The organism is Pseudomonas sp. PDM30, assembly GCF_019218985.1.
In the GTDB taxonomy this organism is placed as follows: Bacteria; Pseudomonadota; Gammaproteobacteria; order Pseudomonadales; family Pseudomonadaceae; genus Aquipseudomonas; species Aquipseudomonas jessenii.
The window spans coordinates 280574-306092 of record NZ_JAHUWM010000007.1 but is presented as its reverse complement, the minus strand read 5'-3'; the positions used below and the strand labels follow the sequence as shown (position 1 = coordinate 306092).

At 60.0% G+C, this 25519-nt stretch carries 26 protein-coding genes, 1 tRNA gene and 1 pseudogene; 21 read left to right on the top strand and 7 right to left on the bottom strand.

The genetic code is table 11. The features are described from left to right. Positions 1-210: 210 nt before the first annotated feature. The 8 genes from KW840_RS18765 (at position 211) to KW840_RS18730 (ending at position 6598) form a co-directional block, all read left to right on the top strand. Complete coding sequence (locus KW840_RS18765) at positions 211-741, top strand: hypothetical protein (protein WP_218496819.1); 531 nt, start codon at positions 211-213, stop codon at positions 739-741. Positions 742-821: 80 nt separating this feature from the next. Continuing rightward, complete coding sequence (locus KW840_RS18760) at positions 822-1013, top strand: PLDc N-terminal domain-containing protein (protein WP_090453997.1); 192 nt, start codon at positions 822-824, stop codon at positions 1011-1013. Positions 1014-1173: 160 nt separating this feature from the next. Then, positions 1174-2049, top strand: coding sequence for a polyamine aminopropyltransferase (speE, locus tag KW840_RS18755; RefSeq protein WP_057715739.1), 876 nt, complete (start codon positions 1174-1176; stop codon positions 2047-2049). Between the two features lie 216 nt (positions 2050-2265). After that, positions 2266-2499 carry a hypothetical protein gene (locus KW840_RS18750; protein ID WP_150812355.1) on the top strand — a complete coding sequence of 78 codons (234 nt, stop codon included), beginning with the start codon at positions 2266-2268 and terminating at the stop codon, positions 2497-2499. A gap of 209 nt (positions 2500-2708) precedes the next feature. Next, positions 2709-3053, top strand: a complete 345-nt coding sequence (locus KW840_RS18745; RefSeq protein ID WP_007971898.1) for a ribonuclease E inhibitor RraB — start codon at positions 2709-2711, stop codon at positions 3051-3053. 366 nt (positions 3054-3419) lie between these two features. Continuing rightward, positions 3420-4829, top strand: a complete 1410-nt coding sequence (locus KW840_RS18740; RefSeq protein WP_007988088.1) for a circularly permuted type 2 ATP-grasp protein — start codon at positions 3420-3422, stop codon at positions 4827-4829. Positions 4830-4841: 12 nt separating this feature from the next. Beyond that, positions 4842-5792 (top strand): alpha-E domain-containing protein, encoded by a 951-nt coding sequence (locus KW840_RS18735; protein ID WP_057715736.1) that lies wholly within the window; start codon positions 4842-4844, stop codon positions 5790-5792. Further along, positions 5789-6598 carry a transglutaminase family protein gene (locus KW840_RS18730; RefSeq protein WP_057715735.1) on the top strand — a complete coding sequence of 270 codons (810 nt, stop codon included), beginning with the start codon at positions 5789-5791 and terminating at the stop codon, positions 6596-6598. The genes KW840_RS18735 and KW840_RS18730 overlap by 4 nt, the downstream gene beginning before the upstream one ends. Positions 6599-6718: 120 nt before the next feature. Here KW840_RS18730 and KW840_RS18725 read toward each other — a convergent pair whose 3' ends face one another. Then, a complete protein-coding gene (locus tag KW840_RS18725; RefSeq protein WP_090454001.1) occupies positions 6719-7540 on the bottom strand; it encodes a cytochrome c in 822 nt (273 codons plus the stop codon). A 595-nt stretch (positions 7541-8135) separates the two neighbouring features. Between KW840_RS18725 and KW840_RS18720 the strand changes: the two genes are divergently transcribed. The 3 genes from KW840_RS18720 to KW840_RS18710 all read left to right on the top strand — a co-directional run bounded on the left by KW840_RS18720 (position 8136) and on the right by KW840_RS18710 (position 12328). Further along, complete coding sequence (locus KW840_RS18720) at positions 8136-9341, top strand: acetyl-CoA C-acetyltransferase (RefSeq protein ID WP_007993058.1); 1206 nt, start codon at positions 8136-8138, stop codon at positions 9339-9341. 24 nt (positions 9342-9365) lie between these two features. Then, on the top strand, positions 9366-11510 hold the full coding sequence (locus tag KW840_RS18715; RefSeq protein ID WP_218496816.1) for a 3-hydroxyacyl-CoA dehydrogenase NAD-binding domain-containing protein: 2145 nt from the start codon (positions 9366-9368) through the stop codon (positions 11508-11510). 95 nt (positions 11511-11605) lie between these two features. After that, positions 11606-12328 carry an amidotransferase gene (locus KW840_RS18710; RefSeq protein ID WP_218496814.1) on the top strand — a complete coding sequence of 241 codons (723 nt, stop codon included), beginning with the start codon at positions 11606-11608 and terminating at the stop codon, positions 12326-12328. Between the two features lie 100 nt (positions 12329-12428). Here KW840_RS18710 and KW840_RS18705 read toward each other — a convergent pair whose 3' ends face one another. The 3 genes from KW840_RS18705 to KW840_RS18695 form a co-directional block, all read right to left on the bottom strand. Beyond that, entirely contained in the window at positions 12429-13400 is a 972-nt protein-coding gene (locus tag KW840_RS18705) for a magnesium and cobalt transport protein CorA (protein WP_057715730.1), read from the bottom strand. 159 nt (positions 13401-13559) lie between these two features. Beyond that, the gene (locus tag KW840_RS18700; RefSeq protein WP_057715729.1) at positions 13560-14282 is read right to left on the bottom strand and encodes a 1-acyl-sn-glycerol-3-phosphate acyltransferase; all 723 of its coding nucleotides are present in this window, start codon (positions 14280-14282) and stop codon (positions 13560-13562) included. Positions 14283-14496: 214 nt separating this feature from the next. Then, positions 14497-15186 carry a crotonase/enoyl-CoA hydratase family protein gene (locus KW840_RS18695; RefSeq protein WP_218496813.1) on the bottom strand — a complete coding sequence of 230 codons (690 nt, stop codon included), beginning with the start codon at positions 15184-15186 and terminating at the stop codon, positions 14497-14499. A 308-nt stretch (positions 15187-15494) separates the two neighbouring features. Here KW840_RS18695 and KW840_RS18690 point away from each other — a divergent pair. The 8 genes and pseudogenes from KW840_RS18690 to KW840_RS18660 all read left to right on the top strand — a co-directional run bounded on the left by KW840_RS18690 (position 15495) and on the right by KW840_RS18660 (position 18364). Next, a tRNA-Ser gene (locus KW840_RS18690) sits at positions 15495-15584 on the top strand. A gap of 181 nt (positions 15585-15765) precedes the next feature. Next, positions 15766-15921 (top strand): annotated as a pseudogene (locus KW840_RS28590) (6-aminohexanoate hydrolase); the annotation flags it as partial. After that, positions 15918-16238 carry a YbjQ family protein gene (locus tag KW840_RS18685; protein ID WP_057715723.1) on the top strand — a complete coding sequence of 107 codons (321 nt, stop codon included), beginning with the start codon at positions 15918-15920 and terminating at the stop codon, positions 16236-16238. The pseudogene KW840_RS28590 and the gene KW840_RS18685, both read left to right, overlap by 4 nt. Positions 16239-16384: 146 nt before the next feature. Next, positions 16385-16573 carry a hypothetical protein gene (locus KW840_RS18680; RefSeq protein WP_032829518.1) on the top strand — a complete coding sequence of 63 codons (189 nt, stop codon included), beginning with the start codon at positions 16385-16387 and terminating at the stop codon, positions 16571-16573. A gap of 311 nt (positions 16574-16884) precedes the next feature. Next, complete coding sequence (locus tag KW840_RS18675; RefSeq protein ID WP_007988063.1) at positions 16885-17253, top strand: hypothetical protein; 369 nt, start codon at positions 16885-16887, stop codon at positions 17251-17253. A gap of 115 nt (positions 17254-17368) precedes the next feature. Further along, a complete protein-coding gene (locus KW840_RS18670) occupies positions 17369-17848 on the top strand; it encodes a YMGG-like glycine zipper-containing protein (protein ID WP_150812360.1) in 480 nt (159 codons plus the stop codon). A 16-nt stretch (positions 17849-17864) separates the two neighbouring features. After that, complete coding sequence (locus KW840_RS18665; RefSeq protein WP_057715722.1) at positions 17865-18047, top strand: hypothetical protein; 183 nt, start codon at positions 17865-17867, stop codon at positions 18045-18047. Between the two features lie 107 nt (positions 18048-18154). Continuing rightward, positions 18155-18364: a hypothetical protein gene (locus tag KW840_RS18660; RefSeq protein ID WP_150812362.1), complete on the top strand. Its 210-nt coding sequence runs from the start codon at positions 18155-18157 to the stop codon at positions 18362-18364. 97 nt (positions 18365-18461) lie between these two features. Here KW840_RS18660 and KW840_RS18655 read toward each other — a convergent pair whose 3' ends face one another. Next, a complete protein-coding gene (locus tag KW840_RS18655) occupies positions 18462-21752 on the bottom strand; it encodes an RHS repeat-associated core domain-containing protein (RefSeq protein WP_218496802.1) in 3291 nt (1096 codons plus the stop codon). 248 nt (positions 21753-22000) lie between these two features. Between KW840_RS18655 and KW840_RS18650 the strand changes: the two genes are divergently transcribed. Beyond that, the gene (locus KW840_RS18650) at positions 22001-22696 is read left to right on the top strand and encodes an HAD-IA family hydrolase (protein WP_057715719.1); all 696 of its coding nucleotides are present in this window, start codon (positions 22001-22003) and stop codon (positions 22694-22696) included. Between the two features lie 140 nt (positions 22697-22836). On the opposite strand, the gene KW840_RS18645 is transcribed toward KW840_RS18650, so the two are convergent. Further along, positions 22837-23583: a 3-oxoacyl-ACP reductase family protein gene (locus tag KW840_RS18645; protein WP_218496800.1), complete on the bottom strand. Its 747-nt coding sequence runs from the start codon at positions 23581-23583 to the stop codon at positions 22837-22839. Between the two features lie 124 nt (positions 23584-23707). Between KW840_RS18645 and KW840_RS18640 the strand changes: the two genes are divergently transcribed. After that, positions 23708-24631 (top strand): LysR family transcriptional regulator, encoded by a 924-nt coding sequence (locus KW840_RS18640; protein ID WP_154860695.1) that lies wholly within the window; start codon positions 23708-23710, stop codon positions 24629-24631. A gap of 130 nt (positions 24632-24761) precedes the next feature. Here the strand turns inward: KW840_RS18640 and KW840_RS18635 are convergent, their stop codons facing one another. After that, positions 24762-25490, bottom strand: a complete 729-nt coding sequence (locus tag KW840_RS18635; protein WP_007988885.1) for an aspartate/glutamate racemase family protein — start codon at positions 25488-25490, stop codon at positions 24762-24764. Positions 25491-25519: the final 29 nt, after the last annotated feature.

The window sequence follows — 25519 nt, the reverse complement described above, 5'->3', positions numbered from 1 at the left end:
GGCTTTTGTGGCGAGGGGGCTTGCCCCCGTTCGGCTGCGAAGCAGTCGTAGAATCAGCATATGCGGTCTTTCTGATGTACCCCAATTGAATGTTTTGGGGCTGCTTCGCGACCCAACGGGGGCAAGCCCCCTCGCCACAGGTCCGCATTTCCCTCATTAATGCGCTATCCTTCGCGCCCTCAAAATTCACCTCGCTACAGGATCCTCCCCATGAAAGCCGCACTCGTCGAACTCATCAGCAAAATCAGCTCCGGGTGCATGGGCGAAGACGAAATCCTCAAGATCGCGGACGAAGCAGCCCAGGCCTACGCCGATCCCGAGGCATTTCTGACGGCCAATCTGGACATCAACTACGACGAAACCTTCCCGATCCCGCTGGGTGAGTGGGTGGTGGTCGGCAGCCTGCCGGAAACGGTGCTGTTCCAGGCTGACACATACATGGACCTGTTCGCGCAGATCGTCGCCTCGTTCGGCCCGGGGGTGGAGTTCAATCTCAAGCCCAAGCAACTGGCCAGGACCGAAGCCCTGACCGCGCTCAACCGCATCCAGATACAGATGAGCAGCATGAACAAGGAAAACGGTGGCTACACGCTGATGAACTTCAGCCAGTTGCTCGATGACGAGTTGCAGGTGGTCCTGGTCTACGGCAACGACGTGCCACGGGTGCTGGAGTTGTGCACCGAAGTGGGTATTACAGCCGCGCCATCCCTGGAAGCCCTGAAAGTGGCGATCCACGTCTGATCCAGACACTGTCAATAAAAAGGGATCCTCGCGACGACCGTCTATCCTGAGGGTGCATATCACTTTTCGGGAGCGTCACCATGGGTTCTACGTTCAACAGCCTGGTTGCCTTGATCATTTTTGTCCTGGACATCTGGGCCATCATCAACGTCTTCAAAAGTAGTGTCGGGACCGGGATGAAAATCCTCTGGGTACTGCTGATTGCGCTGTTGCCGGTGCTGGGACTGATCATCTGGGCCATTGCCGGGCCGCGGGGCAACGTCAAACTCTGAACAGGCTCCCACAGGATTGTGGAATGCTGATCAACAGAGGTTCGACCTGTCATGTTGCGCGACGTAGAATGCGCGCCTTTCCCGGCCAATCGAGACGCTCGATTGGCCATCATGGGCGGGTAACCGTCCGTTGCCACCCGCATTCATCGGAGCACTTCCCATGAGCAACATCCCTGCCAGCGACTACCTGGAAACCCTCTACGAAGGCTACGGCCAGCGTTTTCGCATGGAAAAACTGCTGCACGAAGTGCGCACCGAGCACCAGCACCTGGTGATCTTCGAGAACCCGCGCATGGGCCGGGTGATGGCGCTGGACGGCGTGATCCAGACCACCGAAGCCGACGAATTCATCTACCACGAAATGCTCACCCACGTGCCGATCCTGGCGCACGGTGCCGCCAAGCGCGTGCTGATCATCGGCGGCGGTGACGGCGGCATGTTGCGTGAAGTGGCCAAGCACCGCAGCGTCGAGCACATCACCATGGTCGAGATCGACGGCACCGTGGTCGACATGTGCAAGGAATTCCTGCCGAATCACTCCAAGGGTGCATTCGATGATCCACGCCTGAACCTGGTGATCGACGACGGCATGCGTTTCGTCGCTACCACCACTGAAAAGTTCGACGTGATCATTTCTGACTCCACCGATCCGATCGGACCGGGCGAAGTGCTGTTCTCGGAAAACTTCTACCAGGCTTGCCACCGCTGCCTGAACGAAGGCGGCATCCTGGTGACCCAGAACGGCACGCCGTTCATGCAGATCGAAGAAGTGAAGACCACCGCCGGTCGCCTGCGCAGCCTGTTCCCGGACTGGCACTTCTATCAGGCCGCCGTACCGACCTACATCGGTGGCTCGATGACCTTCGCCTGGGGCGCCACCAATACCGCTTATCGCAAGTTGTCCCGCGAAACCCTGCAACAGCGCTTCGCGGGCAGCGGCATCATCACCCGCTACTACAATCCTGAAATCCACATCGGCGCCTTCGCCTTGCCGCAATACGTGTTGCAGGCAGTGAACAAGCCAAGTAACGACTGATGGATTGAAACGCAGACCTGTAGGAGCGAGCCTGCTCGCGATGGACGTGAACGATGACGCGGGATGTCTGATTTAACGCGGCGTTCTCAAGTTTTTCGCGAGCAGGCTCGCTCCTACAGAAATTTGCGATGGGTGCAGATCCACCGGAACAATTAGCCAGCTAACAAGGTCGAGATAGAGGTAAGCCCATCCATGGGTTTTATCGAGGAGGCACCAATGCAAAAGTGGAAGGTCACTTTCGTGGATGATCATGGCGAAACCATCAACGAAGTCTTTGAGTGCACCGAGCGCCCGGACTACGAGCGTGCTGCCAAGCTCATCAAGGCCCGGCTTCTTCCTGTCGCCGCCGAACTGGATCTGAACGATCTGGAAGGGCGGACCAGTGACGCGAGCGTCAAAGAGCTCAAGTCCCAGAACAGCATTCAAATCCTCGACATTACTCCAATCTGAACAACACCTGTCGCATTCACATCCAGGCCTTGGCACGGGCTCTGTCTTGAGGCTACTCTGCAAGCGAGATCAGCGAATGAATCGCTAAGGTCTGGTCTTGTAGCTCCATGCTTGTTTCCCGCCGGCACATCGGTTGCCGTCGCTCGCGCTGTTCGGTTGCGGGTGAGGGAGTACGGAAAGTCTATCCATCGTTTTGAGGAGGACGTTTCATGAGCACAGCCTATCAAGAAGACATCAGCAGCAGCGTGCTGCGCCGCATGAAAGAAGGCGGTTTTGACTTTTCACGGTTTCATCCCATCGAGTTCTACGCCATTTTCCCGGATGAGGAGCGGGCACGCAGGGCGGCAGGTCATTTCCACCGTGGTGAATCCCTGGATGCGCAAGTCAGTGTGCGCGACGACGGCGCCTGGGCGCTGGAGCTGTGCAAGGTCATGTATGCCACCTACGACGATATCGGCGACTTCGAACAGGGTTTCGAAGCAGTGGTCGAGCCTCTGGGCGGCATCATCGAAGGCTGGGGTGTGAAACAGGAGGTACGAGGGCGACTCGCATAACCTTATGAACAGTGACAATCAGCAATCACGGCTGACCTTCGGGTTGGCCGTTTTCATTTGTGGGCGTTGGACACCAAAAAAAAAGCCACCAGGGCAGGCGGCTAAAAGGGAAGTCCGGTGAGCTTTTCAGCGAATGCCTGGATTATCCGTACCCATTGCCGGGCAGTGAAATCAACTCTGACTATGCTGGTGATAGGCGACCACCACGCCTTGCAATGAAGCGGGGGCGATCAGGTTGGGGCATTTACCGCACAGGATTGGTGCGGTACGTGCGCGTTGATTATCCAACCGATTGAAATTTAAGCGTTTATGCCGATGGCACGGGCCTTGCGAAGGTCTGGACGTCCGAGTGACAAGGAGTACGGCATGATCCGCACCTATTTTGATGAGATGTACGATGCCGGCGGCCAGGTCCGCCCGCATTATCGGGAGTTTGCCCGTTGGCTGGCCGAGACGCCTGACGAGCTTCTGGCACAACGGCGACGCGAGGCCGATCTGTTGTTTCATCGCGCCGGGATTACCTTCACGCTCTACGGGGACGAGCAGGGCACAGAGCGCCTGATCCCCTTCGACACCATTCCACGCAGCATCCCCGCCAGCGAATGGCGGATTGTCGAACGCGGCTGCATCCAGCGGGTCAAGGCGTTGAACATGTTCCTCGCCGACCTCTACCACGAGCAGCGCATCATCAAGGCCGGCATCATTCCGGCCGAGCAGGTGCTGGCCAACGAGCAGTACCAGTTGGCGATGCAGGGCCTGGACCTGCACCGCGATATCTATTCGCACATCTCCGGCGTCGACCTGGTGCGCGACGGCGACGGCACCTACTACGTGCTCGAAGACAATCTGCGTACGCCGAGCGGCGTCAGCTACATGCTCGAAGATCGCAAGATGATGATGCGCCTGTTTCCCGAGCTGTTCGCGGCGCAACGCATTGCCCCCATCGACCACTACCCGAACTTGCTGCTCGACACCCTGAAAAGTTCAAGTCCCATCGATAACCCGAGCGTGGTGGTGCTGACGCCGGGGCGCTTCAACAGTGCGTTCTTCGAACATGCGTTCCTGGCGCGGGAAATGGGCGTGGAACTGGTGGAGGGCGCGGACCTGTTCGTGCGGGACGACAAGGTCTACATGCGCACCACCGACGGGCCGAAAGCGGTCGACGTGATTTATCGTCGCCTCGACGACGCCTTCCTCGATCCCCTGGCCTTCAACCCGGAATCGATGCTCGGTGTGCCGGGGCTGCTGTCGTCCTACCGTTCCGGCAACGTGGTGCTGGCCAATGCCATTGGCACGGGGGTAGCGGACGACAAATCGGTGTATCCGTTCGTTACCGACATGATCCGTTTCTACCTCGATGAAGAACCGATCCTGAAGAACGTGCCGACCTGGCAATGCCGTAATCCGTCTGAGCTTTCCCACGTGCTGGCCAATCTTCCAGAACTGGTGGTCAAGGAAACCCAAGGCTCCGGCGGGTACGGAATGCTGGTGGGGCCGGCGGCGACGGCGGCGGAAATCGAAGCCTTCCGTGCGCGGATCATCGCCAAGCCCCATGCGTATATCGCGCAACCGACGCTGTCGCTGTCGACCTGTCCGACCTTTGTCGAAAACGGCATTGCGCCACGCCACATCGACTTGCGGCCGTTTGTCCTGTCGGGTCGTGAAACCCGGGTCGTGCCCGGCGGCTTGACCCGTGTCGCCCTGCGCGAAGGCTCCCTGGTGGTCAATTCCTCCCAGGGTGGTGGAACCAAGGACACCTGGGTGGTCGAGGATTAAAGGAAGCCTGTCATGTTAAGTAGAACTGCCTCGGATTTGTATTGGATGTCGCGTTACCTGGAGCGGGCGGAAAACCTCGCCCGGATGCTCGACATCAGCTATTCGCTGTCGCTGATGCCGCAGGACGGTCGTGGCGACGGTTTGCACGAACTGGCCATGCCGCTGTTGATCACCGGCACCCTGGACGATTACCTGGAGCGCCATGGCGAACTGCATGCCGAACGGCTGCTGCATTTCTTCGCCCTGGATGCGGCCAACCCGGCGAGCATCTACAGTTGCCTCGGTGCGGCACGGGCCAGCGCCCATGCGGTGCGTGGGCGCATCACCGCCGACATGTGGGAAAACATCAACGCCACCTGGCTGGAAATTCGCGGCATCGCCGAACAGGGCCTCAGTCGCTACGGCATGAGCCGTTTCTGCGAGTGGATCAAGGAACGTTCCCACCTGTTCCGGGGTGCGTCCTACGGCACCATCATGCGTAACGATGCGTTTCGCTTCATTCGTCTGGGGACCTTTATCGAACGGGCGGACAACACCTTGCGTCTGCTCGATGCCCGCTACGAAATGGCCGGCGATCAGGCCGAAGCGGTCAGCGATGGCACCGCTCATGCGTATTACCAGTGGAGCGCGTTGTTGCGGGCATTGTCGTCGTTCGAGGCCTACACGGAAATCTACCGCGACGCCCCCGGCGCCAGGCATGTGGCGGAGTTGCTGTTGCTGCGCGCCGATGTGCCGCGATCCCTGCGCGCCTGCACCGAAGAAATCGACCAGATTCTCTCGCAATTGCCGGGGGCCAACGGTCGCCCGGCACAACGCCTGGCGGCAGAAATGGACGCACGCCTGCGCTACACCGGCATCCATGAAATTCTCGAAGAAGGCCTGCACGCCTGGCTGACCGAGTTCATCCCGCTGGTGCGCCAGTTGGGTAACGCGATACACAGTTCTTATCTGGAGGCCGCATGAGACTTTCCATTAGCCACGAAACCACCTATCACTACGAAGACAAGGTGCGTGCGAGCATCCAGTATCTGCGCCTGACCCCCCACGACAGCGAGCGCCAGCACGTGCTCAGCTGGCAGCTCGACCTGCCGCGTCCGGTGCGGGCGCAACTCGATCCGTTCGGCAACATCCTGCATGTGCTGACCATGGACGAGCCCCATGAGGCGATCATCATCGGTGCCCGTGGCCAGGTCGATATCGACGAATTGCGTGAGGCCGAACACGAGAGCCAGTCGGCACTGCCGTTTCTGCGCTTCACCCGTTTGACCGAAGCCGACGCCGCCCTGCGTGCGTTCGCCGAGAAGGAATGCAGGCAACGTCGCGATCGCACGGCGCTGATCGATCTGATGCACGGCCTCAACCAGCATATGACCTACACACCGGGCTCCACGGAAGTGGACACCAGCGCGGCCCAGGCCTTTGCCGGACGGTCCGGCGTGTGCCAAGACCACACCCACGCGTTTCTCGCCTGCACCCGCAGCCTGGGCATTCCAGCGCGTTATGTGTCGGGCTATCTGTACAGCGAAAACAGCGAACACCTGGCCAGCCACGCCTGGGCCGAAGCCTGGCTGGATGACGCCTGGTACAGCTTCGACGTGACCAATGAGCTGGCCCGGCCGGAACGCCATCTGAAACTGGCGGTGGGCCTGGATTACCTGGATGCCTGCCCGGTGCGCGGGATGCGCCGGGGCGGCGGGTGTGAGCAGATGCACGCCAAGGTGCTGGTGTCACCGACGCCAGCGCCGGTGATTTCAGTGCAGCAGCAGTAGGCGCGATACCAAGGAACCTTGTGGGAGCGAGCTTGCTCGCGATGGCGTCATTTCAGTCAATACTTTTGTGACTGATACACCGCTATCGCGAGCAAGCTCGCTCCCACAGGTACGATGTTGTTACGGCTTAACCTTGCGCCCGACCATATGCTGCAAATACCCCACCAGGCTCTGCAGATCCCCATCCGGCAACACCTCGGCCGAGAACCCGGGCATCTTCGCTTGCGGCCACTGGCGCAAACTCTGTGGATCGCGGATGTAGCGCTTGAGGAAGTCCGCACCGAAATACTCGGTCGGGTTGTACGGAATATTCAGGTCCGGCCCGAATTGCGCGTCCCCGGCGCCATTGAGTCGATGACACGCCAGGCAGTTCTTCTGGAACAACGCAAATCCCTTGTTCACCGGATCATCCGCCTTCAATGCCGGATCGGGCAGCAGTGCGGGAAAGCGCTCGGCCACGGGTGCCAGGCGTTTGATGCTCGCCACCTGGAATGGCCATTGTTCTGGGCTGATGTTGCCGGCCTGCGGATTGCTCCAGACCAGATAGAACGGCCCGGCGCCCGGCTTGCCTTCGGATAGCGGTGGCCAGGGCTTGCTCGGGTCTTCAATCGCCAGCCACGCCTGTGCACCCTGGGTATTGAGCAACGGCGCGGCGGTCATTTCGGCGGCAAAACCATCCAGCGCAACGGCTTGCAGGTGGTCTTCAGGCTTGATGCCGGTCAGCAGTGCGGACAGCGGCACGGCGCGGTAGCTCATGTCCCGCTTGTAGGAAACGTCGTTGCTGATGTCGATGGTTTGAACCTGAGGATGCTTGAGCAATTGCTCGGTCTGCCAGGTGCGACTGTTCGCGCCCAGCTCCAGGTTCAGCTGTGCGGCATACAGGGGCGAGCCGAACAGCGTGGCCCCGAGCAGAATGAGCATTTTCAAGTGATCGCCGTCCATGTCGTGCAAGTGCCGCAAAGATTGGCACAGCCACGCTGGCCCGGGTAGCGGGCCAGTCACATTTTGAGAGTGGCAATTCAAAAACTGTGACGCCGTAGCTTTATAGACGCGACTAGCCGATGACCTTGGTCAGGTTCGGCAATATCAACAACAGCGTGGTGGCGAAAAGGATGAGCCCGGCTTGACGTACTTTCGATTGTTTGAACATGGCTTGACCGCCTTTTTTGTTATTTCCTGATGCCTGCCCGCATAGCATCCATGATGGCAGCGCGTTGCACTTCCTGTAGTGACGAGTGCCTCGGCAAAACCCGACGACAACTTCGTACATGTTCACCTTAGAGCCCGCGATACGCTTGGCTTAGATCCATTTCGTATGGTGTTCTTCAAATTCGCGTTAAAAATGGCATGAGGCCTAGTGCCAGCTTCTTTGGCAGCCGTTGGCTAGACAGCTTGGTGTCCTGAACGGTAGCTGACTACCGTTCGTCTGAGCGTGAGGGTCAATGTCTGTGAGCGCTGCGGTCATTGAATCAAACGCGGCTCGGGCCAAGAGTGGGCACTCGGTATCTACCCACCTGCACTGCGGTTCGAGGACGTCATGACCCAAGCATTGATTTTCGACGCGTTACGCACGCCCCGTGGCAAAGGCAAGGCCGATGGCGCCTTGCACAGCGTCAAACCGGTGAACCTGGTGGCTGGTTTGCTCACCGCACTGCAACAGCGCACAGCGCTGGACACCAGCCAGGTCGATGATGTGGTGCTTGGCTGCGTAACCCCGATTGGTGATCAAGGTTCCGACATCGCCAAGACTGCCGCTCAGGTGGCCGATTGGGATGTCAGCGTGGCGGGAGTACAGATCAACCGGTTCTGTGCTTCGGGGCTGGAGGCCGTGAACCTCGGCGCGATGAAAGTGCGTTCCGGTTTCGAAGACCTGGTGGTGGTCGGTGGTGTCGAGTCGATGTCCCGGGTGCCGATGGGCAGCGATGGCGGGGCCTGGGCGCTGGACCCGGCGACCAACCTGCACAGTCACTTCACGCCACAGGGCGTGGGTGCCGACCTGATTGCCACCCTTGAAGGCTTCAGCCGTCAGGACGTCGATGCCTACGCCCTGCATTCCCAGCAAAAGGCTGCACGGGCGCGGGCCGATGGCTCGTTCAACAAATCGCTGGTGCCGGTGCAGGACCAGAACGGCATCATCCTGCTCGATCACGATGAGTTCATTCGCGCCGACTCGACCCTGGAAGGCCTGGGCAAGCTCAAGCCGAGTTTCGAGATGATGGGGCAGATGGGTTTCGATGCCACCGCGCTGCGGGTATACAGCCATGTCGAGCGGATCAACCATGTGCACACCCCCGGCAACAGCTCCGGGATTGTCGACGGCGCGGCGCTGATGCTCATCGGCTCCGAAGCCAAGGGCCGGGCGCTGGGCTTGCAGCCACGGGCGCGGATTGTCGCCACGGCGGTCACCAGCACCGATCCGACCATCATGCTCACCGGCCCCGCGCCGGCGACCCGCAAGGCGCTGGCCAAGGCCGGGCTGCGGGTCGAAGACATCGACCTGTTCGAGGTCAACGAGGCGTTCGCGTCGGTGGTGTTGAAATTCATCAAGGACATGGCCGTCGATCCGGACAAGGTCAATGTCAACGGCGGCTCAATCGCCATGGGCCACCCGCTGGGCGCCACTGGCTGCGCCATTCTCGGCACCCTGCTCGATGAGCTGGAAGCCCGGCGCCTGCGTTATGGCCTCGCGACCCTGTGTGTCGGCGGCGGCATGGGCATTGCCACCATCATCGAACGCCTCTGAGCCCGGACATCAAGGAACCCAGTTATGAGCGAAGCCATTCGTTACGAAAAAGACCAGGACCAGATCGTCGTCCTGACTATCGACATGCCGGGCCAGAGCGCCAACACCATGAACGCGGTGTACCGCGAAGCCATGGCGGACTGCGTTGCGCGCCTGGTGGCCGACAAGGACAGCATCGCCGGTGTGATCATCACCTCGGCCAAGAAGACATTTTTCGCTGGCGGCGATCTCAACGAGCTGATCAAGGTTGGCAAACCCCAGGCCAAGGCCTTCTACGACATGGTGCTGAGCCTCAAGGGCCAGTTGCGCGCCCTGGAAACCCTCGGCAAGCCTGTGGTCGCGGCGATCAATGGCGCCGCACTGGGCGGCGGCTGGGAAATCTGCCTGGCCTGCCATCACCGCGTGGCGCTGGACCACCCGTCGGTGCAACTCGGCCTGCCGGAAGTCACCCTTGGCCTGCTGCCGGGCGGCGGAGGCGTGGTGCGCATGGTGCGCATGCTCGGCCTGGAAAAAGCCCTGCCTTATTTGCTTGAAGGCAAGAAAGTGCGGCCACCACAGGCATTGCAGGCAGGATTGATCGACGCGTTGGCGACTGATCACGAAGACTTGTTGGCCAAGGCGCGGACGTGGATTCTGGCCAATCCAGCGGCGGTGCAGCGCTGGGACGTGAAGGGCTACCAGATTCCGGGCGGCACACCGTCAAACCCGAAAGTTGCGCAGATGCTGGCGATTGCGCCGTCGATCCTGCGCAGCAAAACCCAGGGCACGATGCCCGCGCCAGAGAAAATCCTCTGCGCAGCGGTCGAGGGCGCCCAAGTGGACTTCGACACGGCGCACTTGATCGAAACCCGCTACTTCACCGAACTGACCACCGGCCAGGTCTCGAAGAACCTGATTGGCACGTTCTGGTTCCAGCTCAACGAAATCAATGCCGGCGGCTCGCGGCCTCAAGGCTTTGCGCCTTATGTCACCCGCAAGGTCGGCGTGCTCGGCGCCGGGATGATGGGCGCCGGTATTGCGTTTGTCAGTGCGTCGGCGGGGATCGATGTGGTGCTCAAGGACATCAACCTCGCGGCGGCGCAGAAGGGCAAGGCGCATTCGGCGGCGCTGCTGGACAAGAAGGTTGCTCGCGGACAAATGAGCATCGAGCAACGCGACACCGTTCTGTCACGCATTCAAACCAGTGAAAGCGATGCCGACCTGGCCGGTTGCGACCTGATCATCGAGGCAGTGTTCGAGGATCGGGATTTGAAGGCCAAAGTCTCGTTGGCGGCGCAGAAGGTCGTCGGCGCGGACGCGGTGATCGCCTCCAACACCTCGACCTTGCCGATCAGCGGCCTGGCGTGTGCCGTGCCCGATCAGAGCAAGTTCATCGGCCTGCATTTTTTCAGCCCCGTGGAAAAAATGCCGCTGGTGGAAATCATCAAGGGCGCCAACACCAGCGATGAAACCCTGGCCCGCGGCTTCGATTACGTCCTGCAAATCAAGAAAACCCCGATTGTGGTCAATGACAGCCGCGGTTTCTTCACGTCGCGGGTGTTCGGCACCTTCACCAATGAAGGCATTGCCATGCTGGGTGAGGGCGTGAGCGCGGCGATGATCGAGACTGAAGCGCGCAAGGCCGGCATGCCGGTAGGACCGCTGGCGATCTCTGACGAAGTTTCCCTCAGCCTGATGAACCATATCCGCCTGCAAACGGCCAAGGACCTGCAAGCAGAAGGCAAACCGCTGACAGAACACCCGGCATTTGCCGTGATTGACTTGTTGCTCAATGAGTTCAAGCGTCCGGGCAAGGCTGGCGGTGGAGGTTTCTACGAGTATCCGGCGGGCGGCCAGAAACACCTGTGGCCTGAGTTGAAAACCCGCTTCGAGAAAGCCGACGGGCAGATTTCGCCCAAGGACGTGCGTGATCGCCTGCTGTTCGTGCAAGCCATCGAAACCGTACGCTGTGTGGAGGAGGGTGTGTTGACCTCGACGGCGGATGCCAACATTGGCTCGATCTTCGGCATCGGTTTCGCCGCCTGGACCGGCGGTGCGCTGCAGTTCATCAACCAGTACGGCGTGCAGGACTTTGTGGCCCGAGCCCAGTATCTGGCCACACAGTATGGCGAGCGGTTCGCGCCTCCCGCCTTGCTGCTGGAGAAGGCCGCCAAAGGGGAGGGGTTCTAAGGGGGATATGATGCATTTCGGGGCTTGCCTTGTCACAGCGTTTCAAGGCAGGCTCTGGGGTGTGCATTATTCCCATCACGTGTCAGGTATTTTTTATGTCGTTACGCATCTGCATTCTGGAAACCGACCACCTGCGTCCGGAATTGGTTGACCAATATCAGGGCTACGGGCAGATGTTCAAACACCTGTTTTCGCAGCAGCCGATTGCCGCCGAGTTCACCGTCTACAACGTGGTGCAGGGTGAGTACCCAAGCGACGACCTGACGTTCGACGCCTACCTGGTGACGGGCAGCAAGGCCGACTCTTTCGGCACCGACCCGTGGATCGAAACCCTCAAGAAATATCTGCTGACCCGCTACGAGAGCGGCGACAAGTTGCTGGGCGTCTGCTTCGGTCATCAGTTGCTGGCGTTGCTGCTCGGTGGCAAGAGCGAGCGTGCGACCCAGGGTTGGGGCGTCGGCACCCACAATTACAAATTGGCCGCCAAGGCGCCGTGGATGAACCCGGTGCGCGAGGAGCTGACGTTGCTGATCAGCCACCAGGATCAGGTCACGTCGCTGCCGGAGAACGCCACGGTCATCGCTTCCAGCGACTTCTGCCCGTTTGCCGCCTACCACATCAACGACCAGGTGCTGTGCTTCCAGGGGCATCCGGAATTCATCCACGACTACTCCCGTGCACTGCTGGATATTCGCCAACAGGCACTGGGCGAGCAGGTCTACTCCAAAGGTATCGCGAGCCTGGAACAGGAACACCACGGCACCACGGTTGCCGAGTGGATGATGCGGTTTGTCGCGCACAAGCCAACAGCTGTTTAAAACCTGTAGGAGCTAGCCCTGCTCGCGATGGTCGTGAACGATAACGCGCCAAACCTGACAGCCCGCGGTGCTCTCAGGTTTTTCGCGAGCAGGCTCGCTCCTACAGCCACCCCGATTTCTTGAAGCTCGCCCACAACCCCAGACAACCCACCGTAATAAACCCCAGCACCCCGAAATACCCGTAGTGCCAGCCCAACTCCGGCATGTTCTGGAAGTTCATTCCGTAGATCCCCGCCACCGCCGTCGGGAAGGCCAGAATCGCCGCCCAAGCCGCAAACTTGCGTTGCACCACGCTCTGGCGAGAGGCCTCCAACAGCACCCCGACCTCAATCGTCTGGCTGGCAATATCCGCCAGCGTTGTCAGGTCTTCCATCTGTCGAGTGACGTGGATCTGCACATCGCGAAAGTACGGGCGCATGTTCTTGTCGATGAACGGGAAGCTCAGCCTCTGCAATTCCTCACCGATCTCAATCATCGGTGCCACATAACGACGCAAGCGCAAAACATCACGACGCAGGCCATGTAGCTTCTGGATGTCGTAGTCATTGAGCGAGCCGCACAACACGTTGCGCTCCAACTCATCGATTTCCCCGTGAATGGCTTCGCCCATCGGCTGGTAGTTTTCGATCACGAAATCGAGGATGGCATAGAGTACGAAATCTTCCCCGTGCTCAAGCAATAGCGGACGCGCCTCACAGCGTTGGCGGACATGGGCGTAGGACGCGGAGTGACCGTTGCGCGCAGTAATGATGTAGCCATTGCCGGCAAAGATATGCGTCTCGATGAACTCGAGTTTGCCCTCATGGCGGATGGGCGAATACGTCACGATGAACAGCGCATCGCCGAAGGTTTCCAGCTTCGGTCGGCTGTGCTTTTCCAGGGCGTCTTCGATGGCCAGTTCGTGCAGGTTGAACTGGCGTTGCAGATTGTAGAGCTCCTCGGCGTTCGGCTCTTCGAGGCCGATCCAGACAAAGTGCCCGGGCTTTGCAGCCCAGGCTGCGCCTTCGTCAAGGCTGATATCAGTGACTCTCTTACCGGCGCTATAAACCGCAGCAGCAACAACTCTACCCATGATGGTGGTTCACTTCTTTTGGCAGCTTTCAATTGGCAACGAATGCATTGGCAGTGTGGCTCAGCTTAGCCTTGCAGTGTTTGAGAGTCAGTTAAATCTGCCGAGTTCTGGGCAAAGACGCACAGGCAAAAGAAAACCCGCACCAGGCGGGTTTCTTTTTCAGGCGGCTTGCAGTTGCCGGTCCATCGATTCGATGCATTCACGCATCTGCTCGCGGCACTGAGCGATCAGCAGGGGCATGTCGTCCAGGCTCAATCCAGCGGTGGGAATCGCCGGCAACGAGCGAATCAGGATTTTCCCGCTGCGCCAGCGGTTCAACCGCATGTGTTTGACGTAACTGCTGACGCACACCGGGACAATCGGCACCCCGGCGGCAATGGCCATCTGAAAGGCGCCTTTCTTGAAGGGCAGCAAGTCCTCACCCAAGTTGCGCGTGCCTTCCGGAAAAACCCAGATCGAGGTGTCTTTGTTTTGCAGGGTGTGGGTGGTGGTCAACATCGACTTGCGTGCCTTTTGTGCATTGCCACGGTCGATCAGCACATTGCCGGCCAGCCAGAACAACTGCCCGAACAGCGGCACCCACTTCAGGCTCTTTTTGCCGATGCACACGGTACGACGGGGCACCACGTTGCCAAACACAAACAGGTCATAGTTGGACTGGTGATTGGCGATGATCACGCAGCTGTCGGGTTTATCCATCAACGGCCCGACTTCGGCCTTCACTCGCAAACGCAAAATGCACATGGCCGGCCATGCGTACAGGCGTGCGCACAGGCGGCTGTTGTCCGGATTGAACGGCCGGCACAGGCCGAGCATCACCCCCAGCACACCCGCCACGATAAAGTGCAGGCCCATCAATGACATACGGCACAAAAACAGCATTTACAGGCCCCACCGGGACAAAAGGTGGCGCAGTGTACGGATGTGCACTGTTTTCGGCAATTGCTCCCAGGGAAGTGGGAGATGGTCGATGTTTGAGCTGATGTTTCCGACTGTTTGGTCAGATGCAGCCTAGAGCGGTCACAGACGTTTAACGCAGACATGTATGAAAAAGCCCGACACGACGGTCGGGCTTTTCGTTGCAGCAGATCCGGGCTTAGCCCAAATGCTCCTGATCCTGGATGATCGCGTTGTCCAGGGCCTCCAGCAGCGCTTTGCGCACTTTCAATTTGGTGTTCTTGTGCGCGGTCATGTTGATCTTCTTCAACTGACGAGCCGCCGCCAGTGCCGCGCCTTGCAGTTCTTCAGGCGAGACCACGACATCGAGGAAGCCGGCCGCCACGGCGCCTTGTGGATTGAACATCTCGCCGTTGACCACCGAACGTTGCAACGCCACTTTGTTCAGGCGGTCACGGGCAATCTCGATGCCCGCGTGGTGCATGGTCATGCCGATCTGCACTTCGTTCAGGCCAATGCTGAACGCACCTTCAACGCCGATGCGATAGTCAGCCGCCAACAGCAGGAACGCGCCCTTGGCCACCGCGTGCCCCGGGCACGCCACGATCACCGGGAAGGGGTGCGACAGCAGGCGGCGGGCCAGGGTCGAGCCGGCGGTCACCAGCGCCACGGCTTCTCTAGGACCGGCCGTCATCACCTTCAGGTCATAACCGCCAGAGAGAATGCCCGGCTGGCCGGTAATGATCACCACCGCACGATCAGCCACTGCCCGATCCAGCGCAGCGTTGAACTCGGCAATCACATCCGGGGAGATGGCATTGACCTTGCCATTGCTCAGGGTCAGGGTCGCGATACCGTCTTCGAGATGGTAGGAAATCAACTCACTCATGACGCTATTCCTTTCAATAAAGTTGGGCAGACGTTACCCACCGCCGCAAGCCAGGTAAAGCGCCGTGACTGACCCGCCAGTCACCCTTTGCCCGCCCGTCAGGCGCAGCCCGCCGTGCCTGCTGCGCATTCCCCTCTATATAGAAGAGGGCACGAAGCCGGAGATTGGCCGGTTTGCCATGGCCGGGAACGACCGGAAACGCTGAATCGCGTTAACCGCATGAAAATTCTGAAAAAAATGTTTGCCATCGGAAAAGCTTTCGACTACATTAGCGCGCCTCGACAGACAGAACATGTTTGAAGAGATACGGTGAAGTGTCCGAGTGGCTTAAGGAGCACGCCTGGAAAGTGTGTATACAGGAAACTGTATCGAGAGTTCGAATCTCTCCTTCACCGCCACATTTAGTAAACACAAACCCCTGATTTTCCTAGAGAAAGTCGGGGGTTTGTGGTTTTTGGCGTCTGAAAAAGGGCGATATGGGAATGTTGCCGGATCATATTCCCGTTCGTATGCCCCATCTACTCCGCAATCCGGCCCCAAATACATCATCCTGCCGATAACCAAGCGAAAACGAAGCAGGTCCATGGGCAGCGCATTTATGTCGACCCGAAGGCCGAGATGGTCATCGTCCGCTACGCATCCCATCCGGTGGCCAACAACTCGGCCAATGATCCCGTCACTTTGCCGGCGTTTGACGCGTTGGCTGACTATCTGAACAGGAAGGAACACCCATGATCATCACCACGACCCAGTCCATCGAAGGCCGGCAAATTACCGCCTACCTGGACATCGTCAGCGCCGAGTCGGTGCAAGGGATCAACGTTGTCCGCGACGTGTTTGCCGGGATGCGCGACTTTTTCGGCGGGCGTTCCCAGACACTGGAGCGAGCGTTGAAGGAAGCACGCATTCAGGCCACCGATGAGATCAAGGAGCGGGCTCAGGCGCTTCAGGCGGACGCGGTGGTCGGGCTTGATTATGAGATCAGCATGCCGGCCGGTAAGGGAGGAATGGTCGTGGTGTTTGTGACCGGGACTGCGGTCAAGTTGAGGTAAAAGGTGAGAAGCCATTCGTCGGTCACGGGGAAATCCGAACGGCAGGTCCGTTAGTGACCGTCTAGTCTCAAAAACCTTGGCGATCGATATTCTTTCAGGCAAAGGGCTTGCCGATGTCGATCGCGCTTTTTGAAAGGGGTGGAGAGATGGCTGATCCGTATATCGAGGACGATGGCGCAGAGTTTCCGATCAACAACTCCGTGCGGTGTGGTCAGACCCAGTATGTGGCCAGTTTTGGCGAGGACCAGACTGAGGTCGACAAGATCAAGACCAGGGCGTGCCGGGTACTGAAGGGCAAATTTTTACCCAAGGTGACAGCGCCGGTCAGGAAGTAATCGAACGTCAGGCAGACCCCGTCATAGAGCGGGGTTTTTCATGCCTGAAAAATTTTATGACAATTTTTTTGAAGGGGCAGATCTTTCACAAACTTTTCACAACACCCTCCGTAATCTCGACTCATCCGTTAGAAAGCAACACCTGGCCCGTTTCCCCAGCGGGCTTTTTTTTGTCCGCGATAAAACCTTTTCGGTAAACGCTGTCCAACCCTCGCCAATCGCGAAGTTGGACCGGTGTGCTGGACTTTATCCGCGCAAAAGCATTCAATCTCGCCCCCTTTTGTGTACCCCCTATTTTTGAGGTTTTTGTCATGCGTTTAACACTGCCCGCTCTGGTTCTGGGGCTTCTGGTTGCTCAAGGTGCAATGGCTGGTGACGGCACTGCCGCGCTGGGCGGTGGCTTGGGCGGCGCATTGGGTAACGTCGTCGGCCAGAAGATGGGCGGCAGCACTGGCGCCGCGATTGGTGCGGGCGTCGCTGGCGCGGCAGGCAGCGCAGTTGCCGCCAAAAAAGGTCATCGCACCAGCGCTGCTATCGGTGGCGGTGTCGGCGCGGCCGGTGGTTCGGTGATCGGCAATAGCCTCGGCGGCAAGTCCGGTGCCACCATCGGTGCGGGCCTGGGCGGTGCATTGGGCGGCGGCGTGGGCAGCAACCTGGCCAATGGTCACAAGCGTCACTGATCCTGATCCAGATTTGAAAAGAGCCCGGCTTGATGCCGGGCTTTTTCATTTATGAACGTTTTACGCCGCAATGGCTCAAATCTTCCATACTCCCTTGAAGAATGTGAGGCGTGCCATGAACCCGAAAACCAACGACAAAAAAACCGTAAGCCAGAGTGCTCGGCGATTGATGTTGCCTGCGATTGTTTTTGGATTGTTGGTTTCTCAGGTGGCGCTGGCGGGAGGTAATGGAGATGCCGCAGTGGGCGGTGGTCTTGGTGGGGTGCTGGGCAATGTTGTCGGTGGCCAGGTGGGTGGCAGCACGGGTGCGGCCGTCGGTGCCGGGGTCGGCGGCGCGGCCGGTAGTGCCATTGCCGCACCAAAGCGCAGTCGCACCGAAGCGGCGGTAGGCGGTGGTTTGGGCGCGGCGGGTGGATCAGTGATCGGCAACAGTCTTGGCGGTTCGACCGGATCGGCCATCGGTGCCGGTCTTGGCGGTGCAGCCGGTGGTGCGGTCGGCAATGATCTGGGGAGTGATAGCGGCCACTCCCATTCCGGTGGCGGACATAAACATTCGAACAAGCACCACAATAAGCACCACAATAAGCATCACTAGTTGAGCGAGGCATCCCATGACTGCGAAAAGCGAAGACAAGGAAGAAAAGGGGCCGAGCGCACAGCCATCTATAAACGATCCCGGCAATGAAGATCCGGGATCGCTGATGGACGATGCGACGGTGCCGCTTAACGATGCTGATGATGCGGGCGATGTGGGGAATATCGAGTTTGAAGATGAGGAAGAGGACGAGGACTGATCGAATCGTGCTGTCGGATTGACCGGTTGTCCAGCTGATCGAACGTGTCCATCGCCCGATCCTCGCCAGGTCGTGGCCTGCACTTCAGGTCACGCGAGAGGTGCGATATGAACACTGATCGGAAAGTCCCCGACGTTGATGAAACACCGGAGTATCCGCTGCCGTCGCCTACCGATTCCTTGAGCCGCGACCAACGACCACCGGACGATGATGATGCAGGTGTGGAGCAGGTTCCGAGCGACGACGATGATATAGAGGCCAATCCAGAAGATCGGGACGATGGCACGGGTGAGCCAGCTATTACAAAGCGACAGTGAAGCACCCCGGGTCTCGATTGCTTCTTTGAAGCTTCGGTCCGAGGGGGGAATCCGGTTAGAAAATTCCCCGGGGCTCTAGTGAGTCTCCGCAATACACCTATTTATTCGACGGTTTTGGAGAGGGCGCATCAGGCTCTCCCTCATCAACCTTTGCCCTTCCTTGCCCATACGGCACCGAGCATCCCGGCCTGTTCTCCTGCGGGCAATTCCCGCCCAATCCCAATGGAGCCACCCACCCCGTCGGGTTCCGGGTGTACCGATACGGGTTCAGCCCACCGGCCAGCATGACCGGATCCAGCGTCAGATAACGACCAATGTCGGGATGGTAGTAGCGATGACGGTTGTAGTGCAGGCCACTCTCGGCGTCGAAGTATTGCCCCTGAAACCGTAGAGGCTGTTTGAGTCGTTCGCCGTCGCCCTGGCTCACTTCACGAAGTTTGCCGTGGGCGGTGTATTTGGCCGACCAGACGATAGCGCCGCCGTAGTTGGTCAGTTCCTGCGGAGTACCGAGGTGGTCGAGTTGGTAGTAGAGCGGGCGGGCGTCTGCCCGGCCTTTTCCGTCAAGCAGCGCCAGCGGGCGGAAGCTGCCGGGTTCGTAAACGTAGCTGCGGTAGTGCTCGGGAGTGCTTTCGGCGATGAGCTGGTCGCCTTGCCAGAAGAATTGCGTGGTCTGGCTGTCGATGGTTTTGCGGATGCGCCGGCCGAAGACGTCGTAGCGGTAGCTGACACTTTTACCGTCCGGGGTGCTGACGCTGATCAGGCGGTGCTGGCTGTCATAGGTGTATTGGGTGACTTGGGGCGGCATGCCGCGGCGTTCGCGGATCAGGTTGCCGAAGGCGTCGTAGTCGTAGTGGCTGTTGCAATGGCGGTGCAGACGGTTGCCCTGGAGCACGAACGGGCCTGGACGGCCACGGATCAGCAGATTGCCGGCCGGGTCATGGGTGAAGTTCTCCGCGAACGGATCGCGGTCGTGGCGTACGCCGGTCAGGCGGTCGAACGCATCGTATTGATAGTGGCGTTGGCCGTGACGGCTGTCCGCAATCTGCAGGAGATTGCCCTTGGCGCTGTAGGCATATTCGCGGCGATACAGCGCTCGTTGCTTTTGGCTGACGCAATGGAGCTGCAAGCGGCCTTGCTCGTCGTAGGCGTAGTCGCTGAGCAGCAGGCCCTGTTGGCGTTGCTGTTCGCGCCCGCCGACAAAACGGTGGCAGGTCAGGCGCGTGCCATTGAGATCGATGGCAGTGAGGGCGCCCCCCTTGGCATGGTGGTAGACAAGGACACTGTCGTCCGGAAGGTGCAGCCGCTTGAGCCGACCGCAGGCATCGTAGCCGTAACGCAGGGTGCCCCAGCCCTGATGTTCGGTGATCAGCCGGCCCTGGCGGTCGTATTCGAACGCCAGCGGATGGCCTTGACCGTCATCGACGCGAACCAGTCGCCCTGAGTTGTCGTAGTGGTACTCGACCTTGATCCCGTCGGGCAGGGTCTTGAGCAACAAGCGCCCGGCGCTGTCGCGTTGGTATTGTGTGACGAGTTGCGAACCGTCGTCGCCGAACTCGGTTTTTTTCAGCAACTGGCCATTACCGTCATACGCATAGGTGGTACGACGGCCATCAAAGCCGGTTTCCTGTCGGATCAATCCGCCAGGCGTGTAGTCCAGCCGATAGGAGTCGCCGACCTCGTTTTCGATCTCGGTGAGCAACAGTTGCGCATGATCGTAGCCGTACTTCAGCGTGCTGCCGTCGGGGTTGATCCGACGGCTGACCAAGTGCAGGTCGTCGGCGTATTCGTAACGGGTTACCCGTCCCAGTTCGTCGGTTTCGGCGGTGACCTGGCCGTAGGCGTTGTAGCGATAGGCACGGCAGGCACCGGTGGGCAGCGTGATCCTGGTCAGTCGACCCACGGCGTCCCACTCATAGCCGGTGACGGCACCGTGTTCGTCCTGCCGGGTAATCCGCCGGCCCAGCACATCGTAGGAAAAAGCGCGCTGGGCACCGTCCGGCAAGGTCTCCTCCAACATTTGCCCCAAGGCGTTCCAGACAAACCGGTGACCGCTCTGATCGGGGAATCGGATTGTCAGCAAGCGCCCCTTGGGGTCGTAGAAATAGCGGGTGATCTGCCCGTCGGGATCGGAAACAGCAGTGATGTCGCCCTGGGCATTGCGCTGACAGGTCCAGGTCGCCTGACCACGGGTGAGGGTGCGCAGGAAACCGTGCCGATAGTTGCAGGTCATGGGCGCCTCATCGGGCGCACGCCGCACGATCAACCGGCCGGCTTCGTCATAATGGTATTCGGTGACGGCGCCGAGGGCGTCCTGCTCGGCGATCAGGCGCCCCTGATCGTCGTAGGCCCTGTGCAACTCACCGCCGTCGGGCCCGACCTGGCGCACCAGGCGTGCGCGGTTGTCATGAACGTAAACTTCTTCGCTACCGTCGGCGTTGTTCACTGTCACACAGCCTTGATCGTCCCAGGCGTAACGTGCCTCCATTTGCGAAAACGAGGCCCAATGATGGATGCAGCGAGCTGCCTTGCCAGAGCGTTCCCACGCCCAGAAGAAACTCGCGCCGCCGGCCAGTTGCCGTTGCAGGATCACGTGCTGCTCGTCGTAGTCATAGCGCTCGCTTTCACCTGCGGCGTTGGTTGCCTCGATCAAGCGCCGGCGGGCGTCGTAGCGGTAGCTGACCAGTGTCTGTTCGGTGCGCCAGGTGTTTGCCTCGCAGTCGCCGCGCTGAAACACCTGATAGTCGACGGCCACCAGGTGCTTGACGTCGTAACGCAGCAATAAGGCGCGGTCGGCGCCGTTGTCCAGGCGTTGGATCCGGTCACAGCGGTCCCGTTGCACCGTCAGGCGATTGCCGTAGGCATCGCTGATCGTGCTGAGCCGGCCGTCATGAAAGTGGTAGAACCGCGCGCGGTGGCCGGCCAGGGCGAGGATCAGTTCGTCCGGCTCTTCGCCGAGGTAAATCGCCGCCCGCGACAGGCTGTTGTGGATCACCGGGCGCGCCGCCGTCGGCCGTGGAAAGGGCGTGCGGCGGTTTTCGGGGTCGATCCACAGCACCCGCTCGCTGTGGAGTTCCAGGTGCTGGGACAGCGAATGGCTCCAGCCAAAACCGAGGCCACTGTCGATTTCGACGGCACTGGTGCGATAGAGACGGGTGAAGTCGAAAGGCAGGATTCCGTCGAGGGTGCCATCGGTCAGGGTCAGCAGTTCTTCACCGGTAACCATCGACACCGGGCCGTTGTGGGTGGCGGTTCGCTCGGCGGTGTCGATACTGACACCATTGGGGTTTTTCGCCTGTCTGGAGGCGTCCTCGTGGCGTTCATGCCTGCCGGGGCAAAGTATCAGGGGACCGCTGGCGGGGCATGCCAATACCTCTTGGGGATCGAACATCTGCTGTCTTTCGCTTGGCGGAAAGTGGAGCGCGAAACTCTGCGGGGGATCGGCGAGGAAAGAAGTCGGGAAAGGGTGGCGCTTGCTGTAGGGGGATTCGCTAAATCGCGGAGGGCCATTCGGCGCCGATCGGGATTTCATCATTGCTCTAGACCAGCGGCGCTCGCTATGCTGCTGAATCCTTTAATCCATGGGGCATCGGCCGTACCTGAGTTGCCCGGGATACCTTAGAAAACGGATCAGATGCGATGAATGCACCACTGAAAGCATTCGGCCCGATCAAGGCCGTGATTTTCGATATGGACGGCTTGTTGCTGGACACAGAAGGCATCTACACGGAAGTCACCTCCATCATTGCCGCGCGTTACGGCCGGACGTTCGACTGGAGCATCAAACAGAACATCATTGGCCGGGGCGCGGGCGATCTGGCGCGCTATGTGGTTGAAGCGCTGGACTTGCCGATTACGGCACAAGAGTTTCTGGTGATCCGCGAGCCGCTGATGCGCGAGCGTTTTCCTACAGCGCAGGCAATGCCCGGAGCACAGGAACTGGTACGGCATCTGAAGGCCAACAACATTCCCATTGCCGTAGGCACCAGTTCTTCGAGCCAGTCGTTCGGCCAGAAAACCACCTTGCACCGCGACTGGTTCGCCTTGTTCGACTTTATCGTCACCGCCGATGACGCCGAGGTGGGCGCGGCCAAACCGGCACCGGATATTTTCCTGACGGCGGCGCGGCGTCTGGGCGTTGCACCGCAAGACTGCCTGGTGTTCGAGGATTCGCCCTTCGGCGTCACTGCGGCGAAAGCGGCAGGGATGACGGCGATTGCGATTCCGGATGCGGCAATGGCAGATGCCAGGTACGCACACGCCGATGGCATTCTTCGTACGCTGAAGGCGTTTGTGCCGAGTGCTTTTGGTTTGCCGGCGCTTGAGTGGGCCTAGCTAAAAAGACAGGTCGACTCTGGCAAATGTGGGAGCGGGCTTGCTCGCGAAAGCGGTGTCTCAGACAACATCAACGTGTCTGATACTCCCTCTTCGCGAGCAGGCTCGCTCCCACAGTTACTGCAGTTGGCTGACACGCATCAGGCGCCGAAACCACCGTCGATGGTCAGGCTGGCCCCCGTGATATAGCCCGCTTCAGGGCTGACAAGGTAGGCGACGAAGCTGGCGATCTCTTCGGCCTTGCCGTAACGGCCCACGGCCATCAACGGGATCAGGCTATCCGCAAAGTCACCCTCGGCCGGATTCATGTCGGTGTCGACCGGGCCCGGTTGCACGTTATTGATGGTGATGCCTTGCGGGCCGAGATCACGGGCCAGGCCTTTGGTCAGGCCGACCAGCGCCGACTTGCTCATGGCGTACGGGCCACCACCGGCGAAGGGCATGCGGTCTGCGTTGGTGCTGCCGATATTGATGATGCGACCGCCTTCGGTCATGTGTCTGGCGGCGGCCTGGGTGGCGATGAACACGCTGCGCACGTTGATGGCCAGGGTCTGGTCGAAGTCTTCGAGTTTGAACTCGGCCAGCGGTGCGACCGCCAGTACCCCAGCATTGTTGACCAGGATATCCAGGCGACCGAAGGCTTCTACCGTGGCGGACACGGCACCGCGGATGGCGTCGGCGTCGGCGCTGTCGGCCTTGATGGCCAGGGCCTTGCCGCCCTTGGCGGTGATGCTGTCTTGCAGTTCTTCGGCTTTGGCCGTGGAGCTGACGTAGGTGAAGGCAACGGTGGCGCCTTCAGCAGCCAGGCGCTTGACGATGGCTGCGCCGATGCCGCGGGAACCACCTTGAATCAAGGCCACTTTGCCGCTGAGGTTCTGAGTAGTCATATCGATCTCCAAGTCCCGAGGCGAGATGTCCCGGTTGATGGAGGCTAGTATCGATTCAGGATTACGTGCTGTGTAGACCATAGTTACGATAGTCTGTGTAAACCAAAAGTTTATAGTGGCGCTTATGGAAACCTTCAGCAGTATCGAATGCTTTGTGCGCAGTGCCGAGGTCGGCAGCTTTGCTGAGGCGGCGCGGCGCTTGAGCCTGACACCGGCGGCGGTGGGCAAGAGCGTTGCCAAGCTCGAGGCGCGCCTGGGTGTCAGATTGTTCCAGCGCAGCACTCGCAGCCTGACCCTGACGGAAGCCGGTCAGTTGTTTCTCGGCGAAGTCAGCGGCAGCCTGCACACGATCCAGAATGCCGTGGCCAATCTCGCCAGCGCCGGAGGGCAGCCGGCGGGCACCTTGAAAGTCAGCATGGGCACAGTATTTGGCTGCCTGTACATTGTGCCGATGCTCGGCGAGTTTCTGCGGCGATTCCCGGCGATCAACCCGGACTGGCACTTCGACAACCGCCAGGTCGATCTGATCGGGCAGGGTTTCGACGCGGCCATCGGCGGCGGCTTCGAATTACCCCAGGGCGTGGTGGCACGCCGGCTGAGTCCGGCGCATCGGGTGTTGGTGGCTACGAAGGACTACCTGGAGACACATGCAGCGATCAGCGAGCCGGATGACCTCAAGCACCATGACGGGATTCTGATCCGCTCACCGCAGACCGGTCGTGTACGCTCCTGGCAGTTGACCCATCGCAATCAGCAACACAGCCCGTTGACGCTCAAGGCGCGGATGACCATGAGCGATTCCGAGGCCGCCTGCGCCACGGCCGCGCAGGGTCTGGGCATTGCGCTGGTGAGCATGCCGTTTGCCGCGAGCTATCTGGAGTCGGGCAGGCTGCAGCGGGTGCTGCCGGATTGGTACATCGACGACGGTTACACCTCCATCTATTACGCCGAACACAAACTGCTGCCGGGCAAGACCCGGGCGTTTGTCGAATTCGTCATTGAGCAGTTTGCCGAGCGGGGGTTGGGGCAGAGGTTCAGTGCGGTTTGAGCCTGGCTTAAGACCGAGGTGTTGCCATCGCGGGCAAGCCACGCTCCCACAGGTTTTGCGTCGAATACATTACTGAGGTGCGATGCAAAACCTGTGGGAGCGAGCTTGCTCGCGAAGGGGGCACTGCGGTCTACCGGGCAAACCGCCCCGGCCAACCAATGATGTTTTTCGGCCGTGGCGTCGCATAAGTCCGCACCTTCGATGTCGACAGCCCCAGTCGCACCAATGATTCGGCAATGGTCACCGCCGCCGTCACCCCATCCACCACCGGTACCCCGGTACGTCGGCGAATCTGCTCGTCCAGCCCAGCCATGCCGCCGCAGCCCAGGCAAATCACTTCGGCCTTGTCCTGGGTCACCGCCAGTTCGGCCTGATGGACGATGGCCTCGAGTGCGCGCTGCGGTTCGTGCTCCAGTTCCAGTACTGCCAAACCACTGGCCCGTACCGAGGCGCAACGGTCCCAGAGGCCGGAGAGCTTGAGGCGATCCTCAATCAGCGGCACGGTGCGGTCGAGGGTGGTGACCACGGAATAGGCGTGACCGAGGAACATCGCCGTGCTGGCGGCGGCGTCGGTGATGTCCACCACCGGCACATTGAGCAGTTCCTGCAAGCCTTCACGGCCGTGCTCGCCGTAGCCGGCCTGGATTACGGCGTCGAACGGCTGGTCGTAGGACATCACCCGGTCCATGACCGCGATGGCCGCCAGGTAACTCTCGAAATTGCCTTCGATGGAGTCGGCACCGAAGTGCGGGGTGAGGCCGACGATTTCCGTGCCGGGCGACGCGACGGCCTGCGCCGAGCGGGCGATGGCCTGGGTGATGGATTCAGTGGTGTTGACGTTGACCACGAGAATGCGCATGGGGAGTCCTTATTGCAGTTGGTTCTGCG

Excerpts from the sequence above, each read along its gene's own strand:
- KW840_RS18675 (WP_007988063.1), top strand. The coding sequence starts at position 16,885 with ATGCGTTTAACACTGCCCGCTCTGGTTCTGGGGCTTCTGGTTGCTCAA.
- KW840_RS18725 (WP_090454001.1), bottom strand. The coding sequence starts at position 7,540 with ATGGACGGCGATCACTTGAAAATGCTCATTCTGCTCGGGGCCACGCTG.
- KW840_RS18710 (WP_218496814.1), top strand. The coding sequence starts at position 11,606 with ATGTCGTTACGCATCTGCATTCTGGAAACCGACCACCTGCGTCCGGAA.
- KW840_RS18730 (WP_057715735.1), top strand. The coding sequence starts at position 5,789 with ATGAGACTTTCCATTAGCCACGAAACCACCTATCACTACGAAGACAAG.
- KW840_RS18720 (WP_007993058.1), top strand. The coding sequence starts at position 8,136 with ATGACCCAAGCATTGATTTTCGACGCGTTACGCACGCCCCGTGGCAAA.
- KW840_RS18715 (WP_218496816.1), top strand. The coding sequence starts at position 9,366 with ATGAGCGAAGCCATTCGTTACGAAAAAGACCAGGACCAGATCGTCGTC.
- KW840_RS18700 (WP_057715729.1), bottom strand. The coding sequence starts at position 14,282 with ATGCTGTTTTTGTGCCGTATGTCATTGATGGGCCTGCACTTTATCGTG.
- KW840_RS18765 (WP_218496819.1), top strand. The coding sequence starts at position 211 with ATGAAAGCCGCACTCGTCGAACTCATCAGCAAAATCAGCTCCGGGTGC.
- speE (WP_057715739.1), top strand. The coding sequence starts at position 1,174 with ATGAGCAACATCCCTGCCAGCGACTACCTGGAAACCCTCTACGAAGGC.
- KW840_RS18655 (WP_218496802.1), bottom strand. The coding sequence starts at position 21,752 with ATGTTCGATCCCCAAGAGGTATTGGCATGCCCCGCCAGCGGTCCCCTG.
- KW840_RS18685 (WP_057715723.1), top strand. The coding sequence starts at position 15,918 with ATGATCATCACCACGACCCAGTCCATCGAAGGCCGGCAAATTACCGCC.
- KW840_RS18670 (WP_150812360.1), top strand. The coding sequence starts at position 17,369 with ATGAACCCGAAAACCAACGACAAAAAAACCGTAAGCCAGAGTGCTCGG.
- KW840_RS18695 (WP_218496813.1), bottom strand. The coding sequence starts at position 15,186 with ATGAGTGAGTTGATTTCCTACCATCTCGAAGACGGTATCGCGACCCTG.
- KW840_RS18650 (WP_057715719.1), top strand. The coding sequence starts at position 22,001 with ATGAATGCACCACTGAAAGCATTCGGCCCGATCAAGGCCGTGATTTTC.
- KW840_RS18735 (WP_057715736.1), top strand. The coding sequence starts at position 4,842 with ATGTTAAGTAGAACTGCCTCGGATTTGTATTGGATGTCGCGTTACCTG.
- KW840_RS18740 (WP_007988088.1), top strand. The coding sequence starts at position 3,420 with ATGATCCGCACCTATTTTGATGAGATGTACGATGCCGGCGGCCAGGTC.
- KW840_RS18680 (WP_032829518.1), top strand. The coding sequence starts at position 16,385 with ATGGCTGATCCGTATATCGAGGACGATGGCGCAGAGTTTCCGATCAAC.
- KW840_RS18745 (WP_007971898.1), top strand. The coding sequence starts at position 2,709 with ATGAGCACAGCCTATCAAGAAGACATCAGCAGCAGCGTGCTGCGCCGC.
- KW840_RS18635 (WP_007988885.1), bottom strand. The coding sequence starts at position 25,490 with ATGCGCATTCTCGTGGTCAACGTCAACACCACTGAATCCATCACCCAG.
- KW840_RS18640 (WP_154860695.1), top strand. The coding sequence starts at position 23,708 with ATGGAAACCTTCAGCAGTATCGAATGCTTTGTGCGCAGTGCCGAGGTC.
- KW840_RS18645 (WP_218496800.1), bottom strand. The coding sequence starts at position 23,583 with ATGACTACTCAGAACCTCAGCGGCAAAGTGGCCTTGATTCAAGGTGGT.
- KW840_RS18705 (WP_057715730.1), bottom strand. The coding sequence starts at position 13,400 with ATGGGTAGAGTTGTTGCTGCTGCGGTTTATAGCGCCGGTAAGAGAGTC.
- KW840_RS18750 (WP_150812355.1), top strand. The coding sequence starts at position 2,266 with ATGCAAAAGTGGAAGGTCACTTTCGTGGATGATCATGGCGAAACCATC.
- KW840_RS18660 (WP_150812362.1), top strand. The coding sequence starts at position 18,155 with ATGAACACTGATCGGAAAGTCCCCGACGTTGATGAAACACCGGAGTAT.
- KW840_RS18665 (WP_057715722.1), top strand. The coding sequence starts at position 17,865 with ATGACTGCGAAAAGCGAAGACAAGGAAGAAAAGGGGCCGAGCGCACAG.
- KW840_RS18760 (WP_090453997.1), top strand. The coding sequence starts at position 822 with ATGGGTTCTACGTTCAACAGCCTGGTTGCCTTGATCATTTTTGTCCTG.